The sequence below is a fragment of the Streptomyces mutabilis genome (assembly GCF_046628145.1).
GTDB classification, from domain to species: Bacteria; Actinomycetota; Actinomycetes; order Streptomycetales; family Streptomycetaceae; genus Streptomyces; species Streptomyces mutabilis.
Map to the genome: position 1 here is coordinate 104,062 of NZ_CP176875.1, position 18,663 is coordinate 122,724.

14 protein-coding genes are annotated in these 18,663 nt (G+C 74.5%); 12 read left to right on the forward strand and 2 right to left on the reverse strand.

Features of this window, described 5'->3' with window-relative positions; all coding sequences use genetic code 11:
- The first annotated feature begins 117 nt into the window (after window positions 1-117).
- The 7 genes from ACLIN4_RS36560 to ACLIN4_RS36590 all read left to right on the forward strand — a co-directional run bounded on the left by ACLIN4_RS36560 (window position 118) and on the right by ACLIN4_RS36590 (window position 8,092).
- On the forward strand, window positions 118-447 hold the full coding sequence (locus ACLIN4_RS36560; protein ID WP_218835342.1) for a 4Fe-4S dicluster-binding protein: 330 nt from the start codon (window positions 118-120) through the stop codon (window positions 445-447).
- The gene (locus tag ACLIN4_RS36565; protein WP_411576825.1) at window positions 444-2,402 is read left to right on the forward strand and encodes a hypothetical protein; all 1,959 of its coding nucleotides are present in this window, start codon (window positions 444-446) and stop codon (window positions 2,400-2,402) included. The genes ACLIN4_RS36560 and ACLIN4_RS36565 overlap by 4 nt, the downstream gene beginning before the upstream one ends.
- A gap of 62 nt (window positions 2,403-2,464) precedes the next feature.
- Complete coding sequence (locus ACLIN4_RS36570; RefSeq protein ID WP_381943979.1) at window positions 2,465-3,865, forward strand: amidase; 1,401 nt, start codon at window positions 2,465-2,467, stop codon at window positions 3,863-3,865.
- A gap of 3 nt (window positions 3,866-3,868) precedes the next feature.
- Entirely contained in the window at window positions 3,869-5,374 is a 1,506-nt protein-coding gene (locus tag ACLIN4_RS36575; protein ID WP_369181389.1) for a glutamine synthetase, read from the forward strand.
- 126 nt (window positions 5,375-5,500) lie between these two features.
- Window positions 5,501-6,760: an adenylosuccinate lyase gene (purB, locus tag ACLIN4_RS36580; RefSeq protein WP_411576837.1), complete on the forward strand. Its 1,260-nt coding sequence runs from the start codon at window positions 5,501-5,503 to the stop codon at window positions 6,758-6,760.
- Window positions 6,744-7,148 carry a GNAT family N-acetyltransferase gene (locus ACLIN4_RS36585; protein WP_107478497.1) on the forward strand — a complete coding sequence of 135 codons (405 nt, stop codon included), beginning with the start codon at window positions 6,744-6,746 and terminating at the stop codon, window positions 7,146-7,148. Before purB ends, ACLIN4_RS36585 begins: the two co-directional genes overlap by 17 nt.
- Window positions 7,149-7,330: 182 nt before the next feature.
- Window positions 7,331-8,092 (forward strand): response regulator transcription factor, encoded by a 762-nt coding sequence (locus ACLIN4_RS36590; protein WP_107478498.1) that lies wholly within the window; start codon window positions 7,331-7,333, stop codon window positions 8,090-8,092.
- Between the two features lie 128 nt (window positions 8,093-8,220).
- Here ACLIN4_RS36590 and ACLIN4_RS36595 read toward each other — a convergent pair whose 3' ends face one another.
- Complete coding sequence (locus tag ACLIN4_RS36595) at window positions 8,221-9,258, reverse strand: ParB/RepB/Spo0J family partition protein (protein WP_290014320.1); 1,038 nt, start codon at window positions 9,256-9,258, stop codon at window positions 8,221-8,223.
- A gap of 369 nt (window positions 9,259-9,627) precedes the next feature.
- Here ACLIN4_RS36595 and ACLIN4_RS36600 point away from each other — a divergent pair, with 369 nt between their 5' ends.
- From ACLIN4_RS36600 to ACLIN4_RS36620, 5 genes are all read left to right on the forward strand, one after another.
- On the forward strand, window positions 9,628-11,190 hold the full coding sequence (locus ACLIN4_RS36600) for an MDR family MFS transporter (RefSeq protein WP_257101685.1): 1,563 nt from the start codon (window positions 9,628-9,630) through the stop codon (window positions 11,188-11,190).
- A gap of 656 nt (window positions 11,191-11,846) precedes the next feature.
- Entirely contained in the window at window positions 11,847-13,850 is a 2,004-nt protein-coding gene (locus ACLIN4_RS36605; protein WP_411576826.1) for an FAD/NAD(P)-binding protein, read from the forward strand.
- Complete coding sequence (gene pcaB / locus ACLIN4_RS36610) at window positions 13,847-15,367, forward strand: 3-carboxy-cis,cis-muconate cycloisomerase (RefSeq protein WP_411576827.1); 1,521 nt, start codon at window positions 13,847-13,849, stop codon at window positions 15,365-15,367. The genes ACLIN4_RS36605 and pcaB overlap by 4 nt, the downstream gene beginning before the upstream one ends.
- A gap of 5 nt (window positions 15,368-15,372) precedes the next feature.
- Window positions 15,373-16,875, forward strand: a complete 1,503-nt coding sequence (locus ACLIN4_RS36615; protein WP_290014347.1) for an FAD-dependent monooxygenase — start codon at window positions 15,373-15,375, stop codon at window positions 16,873-16,875.
- Window positions 16,872-17,612, forward strand: coding sequence for an SDR family oxidoreductase (locus ACLIN4_RS36620; RefSeq protein WP_307653654.1), 741 nt, complete (start codon window positions 16,872-16,874; stop codon window positions 17,610-17,612). The genes ACLIN4_RS36615 and ACLIN4_RS36620 overlap by 4 nt, the downstream gene beginning before the upstream one ends.
- 152 nt (window positions 17,613-17,764) lie before the next feature.
- Here the strand turns inward: ACLIN4_RS36620 and ACLIN4_RS36625 are convergent, their stop codons facing one another.
- A complete protein-coding gene (locus ACLIN4_RS36625; protein ID WP_290014314.1) occupies window positions 17,765-18,523 on the reverse strand; it encodes an SDR family NAD(P)-dependent oxidoreductase in 759 nt (252 codons plus the stop codon).
- Between the last annotated feature and the right edge of the window lie 140 nt (window positions 18,524-18,663).

The following is an 18,663-nucleotide window of genomic DNA, read 5'->3' on the forward strand; positions in this document are numbered from 1 at the left end:
CCCGTGGTTCGACCGGTCCCCCACCCGGGCTCCGGGCCCGGTCGAGGAGGTGCCCCGAACATCGGATGCGTCCGGTTTCCGGCTGCGCCGGAAGACTCACCAGAGGGGTCCCTGCCCGTGAAAAAGATCGCCTCGTCGGCTGCGCTGTCCGGGCGGGCCGAGCGGATCGCCCGACGCACCCGCCCCGACAACTGGAAGAAACCGCCGCGCCGCATCGAGAAGTCCGAGTGCATCACCTGTGACACCTGTCTGCGCAGCTGCCCCGCGGAGTTCGGGGCCATCTTCGACCGCGGCCTCGACGTCGTGATCATCCCCGAGCTGTGCTCGGGCTGCCCGGCGTGCGTCCTGGAGTGCCCCGTCGACTGCATCTACGTCGACGAGGACTGGACACCGACCGACGAGACGATGTGGAACCACATCGAGCTGACCGCCGAGGACACGAAATGAGCGGGCTGACCGAGCGGGGCGAATCACGCCGCCAGATCAACGCGCGCAAGCGGATCAGCCGGCGTCCCAGCCGCCTGGGCATTCCCGCGGGCACCGTCAAGCCGGACCGCGAGTTCGACCCCGAGGCGGGGTTCCCCGGCCTGCTGCGGCAGACCTGGCAGCGCGCCGAGGAGGCGGACGGCCTGCGCTCCTTCGTCGAGGTGCTGCTGACCCTCGACGGCCATGTGCCCGCCGACGTCCAGCTGCGCGCGCTCACCGCGCCCGAGGAGGCCGCGCTGCACGCGCTGTGCGGCCTGACCTGGCGCACTGCGGACACGCCGGGCACCTCGGGCCCGACCGCGGCCGGGGACGCCCCCGACGCGCGGCCGGACGACGAGGAGACCGCGTTCCTCGGGGAGATCGGCCTGTCCGCCTCCGGCCGGATCGTGCTGCGCGTGCCCTCCCAGGGGCCGCTGCGCAAGGACGACCTGGTCGGCGGCGTGCGCCGGGTGCCCTGGACGAAGCGCGCCCTGCGCGCCTACGGGGAGCGGATGCGAGCCGCCGCCGCCCGCCTGGCGGAGAGCACGGCCGACTGCCGGCGCTGGCTCGACGAGCAGGGACCCGAGGGCCGCGACGAGCTGCTGGCGCAGGTCAGTGAAGCGGCGCTGCGCAACGCGCCGTTCGTGCTCTACCAGCAGGAGCGGCAGTACACCAACTTCCGCGAGGCCAACAACCTCACCGGCAAGACGCTGTGGCCCGGCCACCCGGACTGCGTGCTCAGCAGCCTGCGCGGCCTGCCCCTCGAACTGTGGTCGGACCACGACGTCCAGCTGATCGTCTGCCTGACCCTGCTGATCCGCTCGGCCGGCTTCGGCCGCGTCGAGGAGGCCAACAACACCCAGCTGACCGTCGATCACGTCGCCCACATGCTGGAGCGGATCAGGCGGGGCTACAACGGCGTCCCCGGCGGCACGCCGGTCGCGCCCGCCGCCGCTCGCACCGTCGCGGCCCTGAACGACCTCGCCGTGGCGCTGCGCACCCGGCGCGCCGAGGCCGGACGCGGAGCCCAGCTGTACCGCGAGATCCACGGCGCGCTGATGCACAAGATCGAACGCGTGGCGCAGGCCCCCGGCGAGCGGGCCCGCGCCCGGGAGGACGCGATGGTCGCCCGGCTCACCGAGCGGCTGCCGCTGTCCGGCGCCACTCTGCACGAGCTGGGCGAGGACCTCGCCGCCGCCCCCGGCTGGCTCGCCGGCCCGGCCGGCGGCTTCGGCACCGGGCTGGAACACCTCGTGCACGAGACGGTGGCCGCGGTCACCGAGGTGTTCGAGGCCGACTTCACGATGAGCCGCGGCATGCGGTCGCTGCCCGCCCTGATCGAGGCGCTGCGCGAGGAGCGCTGGCCGGAGATCTGCGACTGGGACATCACCCGCTTCTTCTGCTGCGTGGTCCCCGACCCGTCGGCCGCACGGCACTACGGCGGCTCCGCGGCCGCCCTCGCCGACGCCGCCTGGGCGATGTCCTCGCGCATGCAGTACAACTCCTGGCACTTCATCGCGGGCAACCTGCCCCGCACCGACGAGGTGGCCGCCCGCGACCACTTCGTGCCGCCGACGATCCCCGACGTCGCGTTCTACTCCGACCAGCACCACCACGGCCACGTCAACAACAAGGTGCGGTTCTCCATCCGCTCCCCGCAGGCCGTCGAGGTGGCCGGGCGGGTCTTCGACGGCTTCATCGACCTGCGGCTGCTGCGTTGCGCGGGCACCCCCTTCGACGAGCAGGACCTGCTCGCCGTGCACCGGGTCTCCGCGCTGGTGGGCCGGGCCACGGGCCTGGCCGCCGCCCTGGCCGCGGCCGGCACGCCGGTCGAGGTCACCGCGTTCGACTCGCCCTGGCACTGGTCGGCCATCGCGGGCGGCGATCCCGCGTCGGCCTCCACCGAGACCGGACCGGTCCGCCGTGCGTCGTCCTGACGCGCACGGCGGACCCCGCCCCGTTCCGCTCCCCGAGCGCCGCTGAAGGACAGGAGAGTTCGATGACCGCCCTCGGCATCAGCCACATCAAGGACCTCCTCTCCCGGGGGGAGATCACCGTCGTCGAACACGTCCGGTCCGTCCTGACCGCCATCCGCGAGCAGGACGCTGTGGGCGCCTACGTCGCGGTCGCGGGCGACGAGGTCCTGCGGGCCGCCGAGCGGGCCGACGCGCGCATCCGCGAACGCGGCCGCGAGGCCTGGTGGGACCAGCCGCTGCTGGGCGTCACGGTCTCCGTCAAGGACCTGCTGCAGACCCGCGACCTGCCCACCACCCGCGGCTCGCTGCTGCCCAACGACCGCCCCCGCGAGGACGCCCCCGCGGTGGCCCGGCTGCGCGCGGCCGGCGCCGTCGTCGTCGGCAAGACCACCACCTCCGAGTTCGGCTGGAGCGCCTCCACCGTCGGCCGCGTCGCCCCGCCGACCCGCAACCCCTACGACCCCCGCCTGACCGCCGGCGGTTCCTCCGGCGGCGCCGGTGCCGCGGTCGCCGCGGGACTGTGCGAGGGGGCGCTCGGCACCGACGGGTCCGGCTCCATCCGGATTCCGGCCGCGTTCTGCGGCGTCGTCGGCTACAAGCCGTCGTACGGCAGGGTGCCCTACTGGCCCAACGGCGCCGACCGCCTCGCCCACCAGGGGCCGCTCGCCGCGAGCGTCGCCGATGCCGGGCTGCTCGGCCAGGTCATCGCGGGCCCCCACCCCACCGACCCCGACTCCGGGCTCGGTTCCCTGGACTCCCCCCGCGATCTGCGCGCCCTGAGGATCGGCTGGATCGAGTACGAGGGAACCGACCCGGAGATCCGCCGGGTCACCGGTCAGGGCAAGGAGCTGCTCGTCGCCGAGGGGCACCGGGTCGAGGACGTCGAGGTGCGCTGCCAGAACCTCTACCCGGCCGTCGTCGACATCCTCGCCGCCACCGAGGCGGCCGGCACCCCGCCCGAGCACGAGGCGTTCTGCGACCCGGGACGCCTGGAGATCGTCCGCCACGGCCGCACCCTCAGCGGGGTGCGGGTCATCCAGGCCGAGGAGGTGCGCCAGAACCTGCGCGCCACCCTGCGCTCGGTCATGGACCGCTACGACCTGCTCGCCATGGCGACCGTGCCGATCGAGCCGTTCGAGGCCGGCGCCATCGGTCCCGACTGGGCGTCCGACCCGCGCGACCTGATGTGGCTGGCCTGGGCGCCCGCCTCCTACCCGTACAACATGACCGGGCAGCCGGCCGTGTCCCTGCCCGCCGGGCTGACCCGCTCCGGTCTCCCGGCCGGTGTGCAGCTGGTCGGCCCGGTCGGCGCCGACGACCTCGTCCTGACGGTGGCCCGCCGCCTGGAGGCCATGCTGGCGCCGCTGCCGCACCCGCCCGCGACCGGCCCCATCCCCGTCACCACCGGTGAAAGGACGTTCTGAACCATGTATGCCAGGTCATGGTCCGCCCCCGTCGCGGAGGGCGGCGTCGGGCACCCGTCGTTCGTCACCGACCACGGGCTGTGGGACGCCGGGCAGCTCGCCGCCGCCGAACGCGTCGAAGCCGCCCTCGACGACGTCGACTTCGTGCGGCTCGCCTTCGCCGACCCGCACGGTCTGGCCCGCTCCAAGACGCTGACCGCGCAGGTCTTCCGCGGTGTGCTGCGCGACGGCATGAACTTCAGTCCCGGCCCGTTCCTGTTCGACACCGGGCACGCCGTCGCCGTCGACTTCCTCGGCGAACACGGCATCGGCGTCGACGAGATCGCCGGCGCCGGCAACTTCGTCCTGGTGCCCGACCCGCTGACCTTCCAGGTGCTGCCCGGCGACGGCCCGCGCACCGCCTGGGTGATCGGCGACGAGTACCTGCGCGACGGCACCCCGCACCCGCTGTCCGCGCGCGCCGTCCTGCGCCGGGTGCTGCGCCGCTACGCCGAGCAGGGGCTCTCCCCGGTGCTCGGCCTGGAGGTCGAGTGGTACCTCACCCGCCGCCTCGACGACGAGCCCGGCAACCAGGGCAACGGCTTCGGCCTCCAGGGCCGGGCGCCGCGCGTGGCCGCCGTCAACGCCGGCTACCAGTTCAACCTGGACGCCGCCTACGACACCGTCGCCCCCGTCACCGACCCCCTCGCCCTGGACCTGCTCGCCCTGGGCCTGCCGCTGAGGTCGATGGAGCACGAGTCGGGTCCCGGCCAGGTGGAGACCACCTTCAGCCCCATGTCCGCCCTGGACACCGCCGACGCGATGCTGCTGTTCCGCACCCACACCAAGCGGCTGTGCGCCCGCCTCGGTCACCACGCCTCCTTCATGTCCCAGCCGCTGCTGGACGCCGCCGACCCCAGCGGCTGGCACCTGAACCAGTCCGTGGTGGAGGACGCCACCGGCCGCAACGTCTTCGGCGCCGAGGGCCTCACCGGCGGGCTGTCCCCGCAGGGCAAGGCGTACGCCGACGGCCTGCTGTCCTGGGCGCGCGAGCTGTGCATGCTGTCCGTGCCCACCGTCAACGGCTACCGGCGCCTGGCCGCCGAGCACTCCCTCGCCCCCACCCGCGTCGGCTGCAGCGTCGAGGACCGCACCGCGATGCTGCGGGTGGTCGGCAGCGGGGCGGGCACCCACATCGAGAACCGCGTGGGCGAGCCGTGCGCCAACCCGTACCTGAACATCGCCGCCCAGCTGTCCGCCGGCCTCGACGGCCTGGCCGGCGCCGCCGCCGGCTCGGGGGACGGCCCGGGAGACGGTCCCGGCCAGGTGGTGCCGCAGTCCCTGCGGGAGGCGCTCGGGGCCTTCACCGCCGGCCGCGCCGGGCACCTGCTCGGCGCACCGCTGGCCGCCTGCCTGGCCAAGCTCAAGGAGAGCGAGCTGCGCCGCTTCGAGGGCTGGTGCGCGCAGGCCGCCCCCGTGCCGGGCCGCGTCACCGAGTGGGAGCAGCGCGAGTACTTCGGGGCGTACTGAGCGCCGCCGGAACCGGGCCCGGTGCGGCCGTGGACGCGCCTCCCACCGCACCGGGTCCCCCGTCCTTTCCCTCAACCAGCCCCCGGACGAAGGCCGACGATGATCCCTCGTTACACCCTGCCCGAGATGGCGGACCTCTTCGCCGACCAGTCGCGCTACGCCACCTGGGCCGAGGTCGAGATCCTCGCCACCGAGGCCCAGGTGCGGCTCGGACACGTACCCGCCGAAGCGCTCGCGGACATGCGCCGCGCCCCGGTCCCGCTCGCGGCCCGGGTCGCCGAGTTCGAGAAGGAACGCGACCACGAGGTGCTGTCCTTCCTCGCCGCGTACTGCGAGAACATCCCCGAGTCCTCCGCGCGCTGGGTGCACCTCGGCATGACCAGCTACGACCTGGTCGACACCTCCCTCGGCCACACCCTGGCCCGCGCCACCGACCTGCTCGTCGCGGCGGGACGGCGGCTGCGGCGGGCCCTGACCGGCACGGCGCTCGCCCACTGGGACACGGTGATGGTGGGCCGCACCCACGGTGTGCACGCCGAGCCCACCACGTTCGGCCACAAGCTCGGCGGTTACGCCTTCGCCGTCGACCGCTCCCTGACCCGGCTGGCCGCCGCCCGCGACGCCGTGGCCGTCGGTACGATCTCCGGCTCGGTCGGCACCTACGCGCTGATCGACCCCGCCGTCGAGGCGCACGTGTGCCGGTCGCTCGGCCTCGGCGTCGAGCCGGTGCCCAGCCAGGTCGTCGCCCGCGACCGGCACGCCCAGCTGCTGCAGGCCGTCGCCGCGCTCGGCGCGTGCATCGAGCAGATCGCCCTGGAGCTGCGGCTGTTGCAGCGCACCGAGGTCCGCGAGGTCGAGGAGCCCCGGGCCGGCGCCTACCAGGGCTCCAGCGCCATGCCGCACAAGCGCAACCCCACCACCAGCGAGCGGCTGTGCGGCCTGGCCCGGTTGCTGCGCGGCTACGCCACCACCGCCCTGGAGAACGTGGCGCTGTGGCACGAGAGGGACCTCGCCCACCAGTCGGTGGAGCGGGTCATCCTGCCCGACAGCCTGTCCGTGGGCCACTTCCAGGCGACGAAGGCGGCCGAGCTGGTGGAGTCGCTGACCGTGCACCCGGAGCGGATGCGCGCCCACATCGACGCCACCGACGGCCTGGTCTACAGTTCGTCGGTCCTCGCCGAGCTGCTGGGCGAGGGCACCGAACGCGAGCGGGCCTACCGCTCGGTGCAGGCCGCGGCGAACCGCACGATCGCCACCGGCGAGCACTTCGCCGCCACTCTCGCCCAGGAGGGCATCGACCTGCCCCCGCTCGGACCCGAGCGCTTCCTCACCCACCACGACGTACTGCGCAGCCGATTGGAGAAGCTCCGTGAACTGGACGATTGAGCGGGTGGAAGGCGCCGCCCTGGATCTGGACGAGGTGCTGGAGGTGTACCGCTCGTCGGGCCTGGGGCAGCGGCGTCCGGCCGACGACCGGGAGCGGATGGCCGCGATGGTGCGCAACGCCAACCTCGTCCTGGCCGCCCGTGACACCGACGGCACGCTCATCGGCATCGCCCGCAGCGTGTCCGACTTCTCCTACGTCACCTACCTGTCCGACATCGCGGTGTCGGACGGGTACCAGCGCTCCGGCATCGGCCGCGCCCTGATCGACGCCACCCGCAAGGAGGCCCCGACGGCGAAGATCGTGCTGCTGTCGGCGCCCGCCGCGACGGAGTACTACCCGCACATCGGCTTCACCCCGCACAACTCGGCGTGGGTGCTCAACCCGTAGCGGCGCCGCGGGCGGCACCGCCGCTCCACGCGGTCGAGCCTCGCGCTTCAGCGGGACTCGACCGCCGGTCCGTAGGGTCGGAGGCGGGGGCACGGCCCGGTGACCGCCTGCGCGGGGCGGGCCGTGTCCGGCTGCCTCACGCGGCAGCGCGCATCGGCCGTGCAGGACCCTTGGGGGAAGGCATGAGTCAGACGATGACGGCACAAGTGCTGCCGGAGCCGCGGACACCCGCCCCGCGGCCGGCCCGGCCGGCCCAGGGACCGCCCGTGTCCGCACCGGCCGTGGCGGCCCCGGCGTGGCGCGTCCTGGTCGTGGACCCCGACCGCGGCGACCCGCTGGCCGACCAGCTGCGCCGGCACGGCCACGAGCCCGTCGGCGTCACCCAGGGCAGCGCGGCCCTTCAGCGGCACGCGGACGCGGATCTGGTGCTGCTCGCGCTGGAACTGCCCGACCTGGACGGGCTGGAGGTGTGCCGGGCCATCCGTTCGGTCAGCCGCGTCCCCGTCATCATCGTCACCGCCCGCCAGTCCGAACTGGACTGCGTCCTCGGTCTCCAGGCCGGCGCCGACGACTACGTCACCAAGCCCTACGGCACGCGCGAGCTGATGGCCCGGATCGAGGCCGTGATGCGCCGCGCCCAGTGGCAGCCGGCCGCCGTGGAGGAGATCCGCCACGGCTCGCTGCGCATCGACGTCAACTCCCGCCGGGTCAGCGTGGACGGGACCGAGGTCGCCCTGACCCGCAAGGAGTTCGACCTGCTGTGCCTGCTGGCCTCGCACCCCGACGCGGTCGTCCCGCGCAAGCAGCTGCTCAAGCAGGTCTGGGGGGACTCCTGGTCGCGGCGCACGGTGGACACCCACGTCAGCAGCCTGCGCGGCAAACTCGGCGACAGCGGCTGGGTCGTGACGGTACGGGGAGTGGGTTTCAGGCTCGGTCACCGCTGAGGCGGGGCCGGGCTCCGGTCGTCTGGGTTCGGTCGTCCAGGGTCCGGGCTCCGGTCGTCCGCCCAAGGGCCCGACGTCCGCCCAAGGGCCCGGGACGTCCGGCGGAGCCCCCGGGCGGGCGGCCGGCCTCAGCGGGCCGGGCCCGGCCGGACCGCGCTGTCGCCCAGTTCCTCGGCGAACTCCTGGCACAGGTCCGCGTAGCCGCGCATCAGCTCCGCCAGCTGCCCGGTGCAGTGCGGCGGCAGATTGGCGATGATGCGTCCCCGGTCGCGGGCGAGCAGCGCACACGCCTCCAGCATCCGCAGCGTGCTGCGGCCCATCTCGTTCAGCCGCAGGGACGGGTCCCGCCGCAGCGCCTCGAAGAGGGTGATCAGCTCCTCGGCCGACCGAGTCTCCTCCTCCCGGTCCCGGCCGCCCGGTTCCCGCCCCTCCCGCGCGCCGCGCCCGCCCGCCGCCAGGCCGCGCTGGCGCGGCGGCACCGGATCGTCACCCCGCAGCAGCCGGTCGCGTACGTCGGCGACGGTCGCCGGGGAGATCCCCGCGCGCCGCGCGATCGTCCGCAGCGACGCGGTGGGGTCGGCCCGCAGCAGCTCCCCGGCCAGTTCCCGCCCCTGCACGGTGCTCAGCGGCCGGGCCCGCCCGTCGAGGCCGACCCGGCGCTCGCAGCGCGGCAGTCCTTCCATGCGTGCCCGCAGCTCCGACACCTTCTTCGCGGACAGCCCCGCCACCACGGCGATGGCGCGGTCCGACCACTGGGGCCGCGCGGCGACGATGCGCTCGGCGGCGGCCGCCCGGTCGCTCTGGGACAGCGGCCGGCCCTGGGCCACGTTCATCGCGACCGCCAGCAGGGCCGCGTCCTGCCGGGACCCGTCGAAGAAGCGCGCCGCGATGTGCGTACGGCCCTTCAGGCGCGCGGCCCGCAGCCGGTGCAGCCCGTCGATGACGGACAGGGTGGGGCGGTGCACGACGATCGGCGGCAGCTCGCTCTCCAGGTGTGCCAGGGCCAGCGCCCACTCGCCGTCCACCCCGCCGGAACGCGGGGTGAACGAGGCCGTCAGGTCGGCCAGGCGCACCCGCTCCACGGGTGCCTCGCCCAGCGCGTCCTTCAGGGCGAGCAGTCGCTCCGAGCTGCTGTCGTGATGCACACGCACGGTCTGATGGGTCATACCGCGACTCCTCGTGGACACGGCGGGCTGTCGGGCCGGGGCAGGGCCCCGCACGGACCCTGGCAACGCCTCCTGACACGGGGCTGACGAACCCCTGACACCGCCCCGTCCCGGCCCGCCCCACCGGCTCCCGCCGCCGCGCACGAGCGGGGGCGGGCACGGAAAGCCCAGCTCATCCGGGCGGGGCGGCACATGCGGGGTGCGGCAGGCGGTGAGCGGGACGCGAGCGGCGCACGAGCGGACCCTGCTGGACTTCCGTGCGCTGCTCACCGCGCGCGGTGCCCGCGCCGTCCGGGCGGCGCCCAGCACGGCCGGCGGGCGATCCACGCCGCGCCCGCGCGGACAGCCCGATCGAACGAGGTGAGCACCGTGGCGACGACCATCGACAAGGCGGCGGGCACAGCACAGCCGGAGGCAGGCGGGCCGAGCGTACGGCTCATGCTGCTCCCGCTGATGATCGCCATGCTGCTGTCCCAGCTGGACAACATGATCGTGGGCACCGCGATGCCCACCGTCGTCGGCGACCTGGGCGGCATGGAACACCTGTCGTGGGTGGTGACCGCCTACACCCTGGCGACCGCCGCCGCGACCCCGATCTGGGGCAAGCTCGGCGACCTGCACGGCCGCAAGGGGCTCTTCCTCATTTCCGTGGTGATCTTCCTGGTCGGTTCGGCGCTCAGCGGCATGGCCCAGGACATGACCCAGCTGATCTGGTTCCGGGTGATCCAGGGGCTCGGCGCGGGCGGCCTGATGGCCGGGGTCATGGCGATCGTCGGCGAACTGGTGCCGCCGCGCGAGCAGGGCCGCTACCAGGGCATGCTCGCGGCCGTGATGGCCCTGTCGATGATCGGCGGGCCGCTGGTCGGCGGCACGATCACCGACCACCTCGGCTGGCGCTGGACGTTCTACATCAACCTGCCGATCGGCGCGGTCGTCCTCGTCCTGGCGGTACTGGTGCTGCGGCTCCCGTCCCGCAGGTCCAGTGCCCGCATCGACTATCCGGGGGCGGCACTGCTGATGGCGGGCATCACCGCCGTCGTCCTGGTCGCCACCTGGGGCGGCACCGAGTACGCGTGGGGATCGGACGTCATCGTCGCACTGTGCGCCGCCGCGGTGCTCTGCCTGGGCGCGTTCGTCTTCTGGCAGACGCGGGCCGCCGAGCCCGTGCTGCCGCTGCACATCTTCCGCAACCGCAACTTCGCGCTGATGTCGGTCACCGGGTTCGTGATGGGCTTCGTGATGTTCGGCGCGGTGCTGTTCCTGCCGTTGTACCAGCAGGCCGTGCAGGGGGTGTCGGCGACCAACTCCGGGCTGCTGCTGCTGCCGATGATGAGCGCGATGATCGTCCTCGCGATGGTGGCCGGCCGCATCACCAGCGGCACCGGACGCTACAAGGCCTTCCCGGTCGCGGGCGGCGCGCTGATGCTGACCGGCATGCTGCTGCTGTCCACCATGGACACCTCCACCTCACGCACCGAGGCGGCGCTGTACATGGCGGTGCTCGGCGCGGGCCTGGGCTGCCTGCTCCAGGTCGTCATGCTCGTCTCGCAGAACAGTGTGGACATCCGGGACATCGGCGTGGCCTCCGCCGCCGTCACGCTCTTCCGCATGCTGGGCAGCTCCTTCGGCGTCGCCGTCATGGGCGCGCTGTTCAACCGCCGCGTCCTGGAGGTGATGGCCGAGCGCACGCCCGGGCGGCCGGCCCTGGACCACGCCCAGCTCGACGCGGCCAGCCTGGCCCGCCTGCAGCCCGCGGTGCAGGAGGCCTACCGTCACGCCACCGCCGCCGGCACCCACAGCGCCTTCCTCGTCGGCTCCCTCGCCGGCGCCCTCGCCCTGCTGGCCGGGCTCCTGGTGCGCGAGGTGGCCCTGCGCAGGTCAGTGGCCTCCGGCGCTTCTCGAGCGGAACTCGGCCGCCCCGGCCAAGACTGAGGGGGCGTCAACGAACGGGACGCGACCGGCCCGCGCCGGCCGCGGCCGTCCCGCTTCAGCCGAGGGGACCGGGCGTCGCATCCGGCGTCCCCGCCACCGGTGCGCGGCCACCCCGCGCAGCCCAAGTCCCCCTGCCACGGCCCCCGCGCGGTGACCCCGCCGACCGGGCCCACGACAGCGGCTGACCGTGCGGCGACCCCGCGCAGCACCACCCGGCACCTCCCGTACGCCCCCGGCGACGGGAGGTGCCGCGCGTGCGCCCCGCACTCGCACTCGCACTCGCACCACCGCGTATGCCCGCACCGCCCCGCACCGCCCCGCCGACTCCGGGCCCGCGCTCCGGGCCCGCGCTCCGGCCCCGTGCCCGGGACCCGCGCCCCGGCCCGCGCTCCCGCCCCAGTGCCGATTGAGCCCCGTTTGAGCGCTCCGGCCGACCGTGGCGTCGGAAGGAGGCGCTGTGGACGGTACGCGCACGAGCGAGCGGGACGGTTCACCGGACCCCCAGCGGGGCTGCCGATGACGGCGGCCGGTCCTCCCTGCCCGGAACCCCGGGAATTCACCAAGACCTTCGGGGACGGCACCCGGTGTGTCCGCCGCGCGGCCGCCGCCGCGGACGCGCCGCACGCCCGCCCCCGTATGCCGAGCGGAGTGTCCTTGTGAGCAGCGGACGTACGGAAGTGTGCCTCGTCGGCGCCGGACCACGCGGCCTGTCCGTGCTGGAGCGGCTGTGCGCCCACGAGCGCGCGTCCCCCCGCTGGGACCACGTCACCGTGCACGTCGTCGACCCGGGCCCGCCCGGCCCGGGCCAGGTGTGGCGGCCCTCGCAGTCCCGGCACCTGCTGATGAACACCGTCGCCTCCCAGGTGACGGTCTACACCGACGCCAGCGTCAGCATCGCCGGCCCGCTCGAGGAGGGGCCCAGCCTCTACCAGTGGGCCAAGGCGATCGGCCCCGGCGCGCTCGCCCCCGGCCGCGGCGCGGCGTACGACGACGAGACGCTCGCCGAGGCGCGTGACCTGGGCCCGGACAGCTACCCCACCCGCGCCCTGTACGGCCGGTACCTGGCCTGGGTGTTCCAGCAGGTCACCGCGAACGCCGCGGCGCACGTGACGGTCCGGGTCCACGCCCAGCGCGCCGTCGCCCTGGACGACGCCGGCGGCACGCCCGGTGCGGCACCGCCCCAGACCGTGCTGCTGGAGGACGGCACCCGGCTGACCGGCCTGTCCGCGGTGGTGCTGGCGCAGGGGCACCTGCCCGTCCTCCCCGGCCCCGCCGAACGGGAACTGGCCGCCTTCGCCTCCCGGCACGGCCTGACCTACCTCGCCCCCGCCAATCCCGCCGACGTCGACCTGTCGTCCGTCGCGCCCGGCGAGAGCGTGCTGCTGCGCGGCCTGGGCCTGAACTTCTTCGACTACATGGCGCTGTTCACCCGTGCCCGCGGCGGGGTCTTCGAACGCGTCGACGGCCGCCTGGTCTACCGCCCCTCGGGCCGGGAACCGCGCCTGTACGCCGGTTCCCGGCGCGGGGTGCCGTACCAGGCACGCGGCGAGAACGAGAAGGGCGCCCACGGCCGCCACCTCCCGCGCCTGCTGACCGCCGAGCGCGTCGCGGCGCTGCGCGCCCCGGGCCGCGGCCCGATCCGCTTCGCCACCGACCTGTGGCCCCTGATCGCCGGGGAGGTCGAGAGCGTCTACTACGAGACGCTGCTGGCCACCCGTGGAACGCCGGCCGTAGCAGCCGGCTTCGCCGCCCGCTACCTGCGCGCCGAGCCCGGCCCGCAGCGGGAGGAAGTGCTGCGGGCCGCCGGGATCGACGCGGCCGAGCGCTGGGACTGGGACCTGGTCGCCCGCCCCTGCGCAGGCCGCTCCTTTCCCGACCTGGCGGCCTTCCGGTCCTGGCTGCGCGGCCATCTCGACGAGGACGTGCGCCAGGCTCGCCGGGGCAACGTCTCCGGACCGCTCAAGGCGGCCCTGGACGTGCTGCGGGACCTGCGCAACGAGGTCCGCCTGGCCGTCGAGCACGGCGGCCTGGACGCCGACTCCCACCGGGAGGACCTGGACGGCTGGTACACGCCGCTCAACGCCTACTTGTCCATCGGCCCGCCCGCCTCCCGCATCGAGGAGATGGGCGCGCTGATGGACGCGGGGGTGCTGGAGGTCCTCGGCCCCGGGACGCGGGCCGGCACCGACGAGGACCGGGGCCGCTTCACCGGCACCAGCGACGTCCCGGGCGTGCTGGTCGCGGCCACCACGCTGATCGACAGCCGGCTGCCGGAGATCGACCTGCGGCGCACCGCGGACCCCCTGATGGCGCACCTGCTGCGCACCGGGCAGTGCCGCCCCTTCCGGGTCCCGGCCCGCGGCGGCGTCCCGTACGAGACCGGCGGCCTGGCCGTCACCGAGCGGCCCTACCACCTGCTCGACGCGCGGGGGGAGCCCCACCCGCGGCGCTTCGCCCACGGCGTGCCCACCGAGTCCGTGCACTGGGTGACCGCGGCGGGCATCCGGCCGGGCGTCGGCTCGGTGACGCTGGAGGACTCCGACGCGATCGCCGCGGCCGTACTGGAGTCGCCCGCGCTGTCCGACACCGGGGACCGCGCGGCCGTACGGGCACGCCGGGCGTCGCTGGACAACGGGACGACGACGAAGGCGGCGGCATGACGACCACTCACCACGGCGGCACGGACACCGCCCGCCACGAGGGCACGGACACCACCCGCCACGGCGGCACGGACACCGCCCCCCACGGGGGCACGGCCGTCCACCCCGCCCCCGACCTGGACAGCGGTCTGCTCTCCCCGGTCAGGGCGGGCACCCCCGTGGAGGCGGCGGTCGGCGACACGGCCTGGCTGCAGGCGATGCTGGACGCCGAGGCGGCCCTGGCCCGCGCCCAGGCCCACTGCGGCACCGTCCCCGCCCCGGCCGCCGCCGCGATCACCGCCGCGGCCCGTGCCGAACGCCTGGACCTTCGTCACCTGGCCCTAGCCGCACGGGAGACGGCCAACCCGGTCGTCGGCCTCGTCAAGGCGCTGACGGCGGTGGTGGCCGCCGACGCCCCCGACGCCGTCGAGTACGTCCACCGGGGCTCCACCAGCCAGGACGTGTTCGACACCGGCGCGATGCTCGTCGCCCGGCGCGCGCTGCGCCTGATCGTCGCCGACCTGCACCGCACCGCCGACGCGCTCGCCGCGCTGGCCGCGGAGCACCGGGACACGGTGATGGCCGGCCGCACGCTCGCCCTGCACGCCGTACCGACCACCTTCGGGCTCAAGGCGGCGGGCTGGCGACAGCTCGCGCTGGAGGCCGCCGAGCGGCTGGAACGGGTCGCCGGCCGCCTTCCGGTGTCCCTGGGCGGCGCGGCCGGCACCCTGGCGGGCTACCTCACCCACGCCGGCCAGGACGCGGACGCCGCCGAGCTCGTCGACGACCTCACCGCCGCCTACGCCGCCCAGACCGGCCTGGCGGCCCCGGTGCTGCCCTGGCACGCCCTGCGCACCCCGATCGCCGACCTGGGGGCCGCGCTCGCCCACACCGCGGGCGCCCTCGGCAAGATCGCGGCGGATGTGCTGGTGCTGGCCCGCACCGAGGTCGGCGAGGTCACCGAACCGCAGGCGGCGGGCCGCGGCGCGTCCTCCGCGATGCCGCACAAACGCAACCCCGTCCTGGCGACGCTGATCCGTTCCGCCGCCCTCCAGGTCCCGGCGCTGGCCTCGGTGCTGACGCAGTGCCTGGTGACCGAGGACGAGCGGTCGGCGGGCGTGTGGCACAGCGAGTGGCAGCCGCTGCGCGAGTGCCTGCGGCTGGCCGGCGGCGCCGCCCGCACGGCGGTGGAACTGACCCGCGGCCTCACCGTCCACCCGGACCGGATGCGCGCCGGCCTCGAGGCGACCGGCGGCCGGATCGCCTCTGAGCGCGTCAGCGCCGCCCTGGCCCCCCGGCTGGGCCGTACGGCCGCCCGGGAGCTGCTGACGCAGGCGTCGCTGCGGGCCGCCGAGACCTCCCGGCATCTCGCCGACGTCCTCGCCGAGATGCCGCAGCTGCGGGGCGTACTGGACCCCGTGGAAACCGCCGCCCTGCTGGACCCGGCCGGTTGCACCGGCGCGGCAGGCGCCCTGGTCGACCGGGCGCTGACCGGCGTACGGGCCACCTCACCCGATCCTCACCTGGGAGCGACATGAGCCGCATGGACACCGAAGCCGTGGACACCGACGTCATTGTGGTGGGAGCCGGTCCCGTCGGGCTGATGCTGGCGTGCGAGCTGCGGCTGGCCGGCGTCGGGTGCGTCGTGCTGGAGAAGTCGACGGAGCCGACCGACCAGTCCCGCGCCCTCGGCTTCACGGCACGCACCATCGAGACCTTCGACCAGCGCGGGCTGCTGCCCCGCTTCGGCGGCTTCGACACCATCGACATCGGCCACTTCGGCGGCGTCCCGCTCGACTACCGGGAGGTGCCGGGCGGCTCCTACGGCGCCAAGGGCGTGCCGCAGTCGCTGACCGTCGCCGTCCTCGGCGAGTGGGCCGGCGAACTGGGCGTCGACGTGCGCCGGGGGTGGGAGGTGACCGGCCTGGCCGACCACGGCGACGGCGTCGAGGTGACGGCGTCCGGTCCGGACGGCCCGGTCCGGCTGCGCGCCGCCTACCTGGTGGGCTGCGACGGCGGCCGCAGCACCGTCCGCAAGCGGGCGGGCATCGGCTTCCCCGGCCACGACGCCACCATCGAGATGGCGTTCGCCGAGGTGGTCGGGGTGACCGGGGTGCGTCCGCGGCCCAACGGCGAGCGGGTGCCCGGCGGCATGGTGCTCGCCTTCCAGCAGGGCCCGGACACCTTCCGTGTCACCTACTACGACGCCGGTGTCGTGCCCCGCAAGGGCGACGCCCCGCCCTCCTTCGACGAGGTCGCCGGCGCCTGGCTGCGGCTGACCGGCGAGGACATCCGCGGCGGCACACCGCGCTGGATCGGCAAGTTCACGGACGCCACCCGGCAGGCGAGCCAGTACCGGCGCGGCCGGGTGTTCCTGGCCGGCGACGCCGCGCACATCCATCTGCCCATCGGCGGACAGGGCATGAGCGCGGGCGTGCAGGACGCGGTCAACCTCGGCTGGAAGCTGGCGCTGGCGGTCAAGGGCCGTGCCCCCGGGCACCTGCTCGACACCTACCACGACGAGCGGCACCCGGTGGGCGCCCGCGTCCTGGTCAACACCCTCACCCAGCGCAGCCTGTACATCACCGGCGAGCACATGCGGCCGGTGCGGGAACTGTTCGCCGAGCTGATGGAGCTGCCCGAGGTCCGCCGGCACCTCATCGGCATGGTCACCGGCCTGGACATCCGGTACGCCATGACGGCGCCGGACCACCCGCTGCTGGGCCTGCGGCTGCCGGACGCCGAACTGGTCGACGGGGCGGGCGTGAAGAGCACGGCCTCGCAGCTGCTGCACACGGCGCGCGGAGTGCTGCTCGACCTGACGGACGACGCCCGGGTGCGCCGGGCCGCCGGCCCCTGGCGGGACCGGGTCGACGTGGTGACCGTCTCCCCGGTCGCGGCCGGCGCCGACGATCCGTTCGGCCGGGCCGCCGCCCTGCTGGTGCGCCCGGACGGATACGTCGCCTGGGCGGGGGACGGGCGCGGCGCCGAGGGACTGACGGACGCGCTCGCCCACTGGTTCGGCGAGGGGGTGACGGCGGCATGACCGGCAACCCCGAAGGCGGCCCGATCGCCTTGGTCACCGGCGCCAACAAGGGCCTGGGCCGGGAGATCGCCCGTCAGCTGGGCGCGCGGGGGGTGAGCGTGCTGCTCGGCGCCCGCGACGCGCGGCGCGGCGAACTCGCCGCCGAGGCGCTCGCCGCCGAGGGAATCGACGCGCACCCGCTGCCGCTGGACGTGACCGACCCCGCCGGTGTCGCGGACGCGGCCGCCACGATCGACGGGCGGTACGGCCGTCTGGACATCCTGGTCAACAACGCGGGCGTCAACGGCACGTTCCACGGCCCGCCCAGCGCGGCCACCGCCGAGCAGCTGCGCGAGGTCTACGAGACCAACGTCTTCGGTGTGCTGACGGTGACCAACGCGATGCTGCCGCTGCTGCGCCGCTCCCCGGCCGGACGCATCGTCAACATGTCCTCGACCGTGGGCTCCCTGACCCTCAACGCGGACCTCTCCGGGGGGTTCGGCGACTACAACCTGGTCACCTACCAGTCCTCCAAGACGGCCCTGAACGCCCTCACCCTCGCCTACGCCAGGGAACTGCGCGACACCCCGATCAAGGTCAACGCGGCCAACCCCGGCTTCACCGCCACCGACATGAACAACCACCGCGGCCACCAGACGGTCGAACAGGGCGCCGTCACAGCGGTACGCCTGGCCCTGCTCCCCCCGGACGGCCCCACCGGCACCTCCCAGGACGAATCGGGTCCGGTCCCCTGGTAGCCCCGCACCACCGCACGGGCCCCGGCCGGGGCCGCCACCGCCCGGGGCCCGCTGCGCGACCCGGACGCGTCGGAGCTGGATGAAGACGAGACTGGCGCGGAATGAATCCGGCGCGCCGTTGCCTGCGACCCGAAACAGACTCGCCCGGTCGGTCACAGGAGGGCGCCGCCGGAGACCTCGATGCGCTGGGCGGTCATCCAGCGCAGGCCGTCGGACGCCAGCGTGGCGACGGCGTCGCCGATTTCCTCGGGTTCGCCGACGCGGCCAAGCGCGGTCTGCCCGGCCAGACCCTGGCGTATACCGCCGTCATCCCGCATGGCACCGCCGTTGAAGTCGGTGGCGGTCGGCCCCGGGGCAATGGAGTTGACCCGGATACCTCGGGGGCCGAGTTCTGCGGCCAGAGTGCGGCTCAGGGCCTCGACGGCGGCCTTCGAGGCGGAGTAGACCGAGGTCGCGGGGCTGGTGTGGCGAGTCAACGACGACGAGACGTTGACGACGCGGGCGCCTTTCGCCAGCAGTGGCACAAGCGACTGGATGAGGAAGAACGTGCCCCGCACGTTCGTGCCGAACACCGTGTCGAAGTCGTCGGTCGTGACAGCTTCCAGTGGGCCGAAGACACCCACCCCCGCGTTGTTGACCACGATATCGAGCCGCGAAGCCCCCCAGCGCTCAAGCAGTCCGCTCAGCTCGGAAGTGAAGGCTCCAAAAGAGGAGACGTCGCTGATGTCGAGACGCACGACAGCGGCGGTCCCACCCGCAGCGTGCACGTGCTGCTCCGTCTCCTCGGCCCCGGCCACATCACCGCGATGAGTGACCACCACCCGCACCCCGCGCGCCGCCAGCGCAAGAGCCGTACTCCGGCCCAGACCACGGTTCGCACCGGTCACCAAAGCGATCCTGTCGGCTGTCATCCGCTACTCCCCCATCACACGGCACCAGAGAGACATCGGGCACCGCCATCAGATGCGAGTCAATTGACTCGCCTTTCCATTGCAGCGTAGGCAGCCCGAAAGAGGCGAGTCAAGTGACTCGCCTCGGATCTGGGGCATAC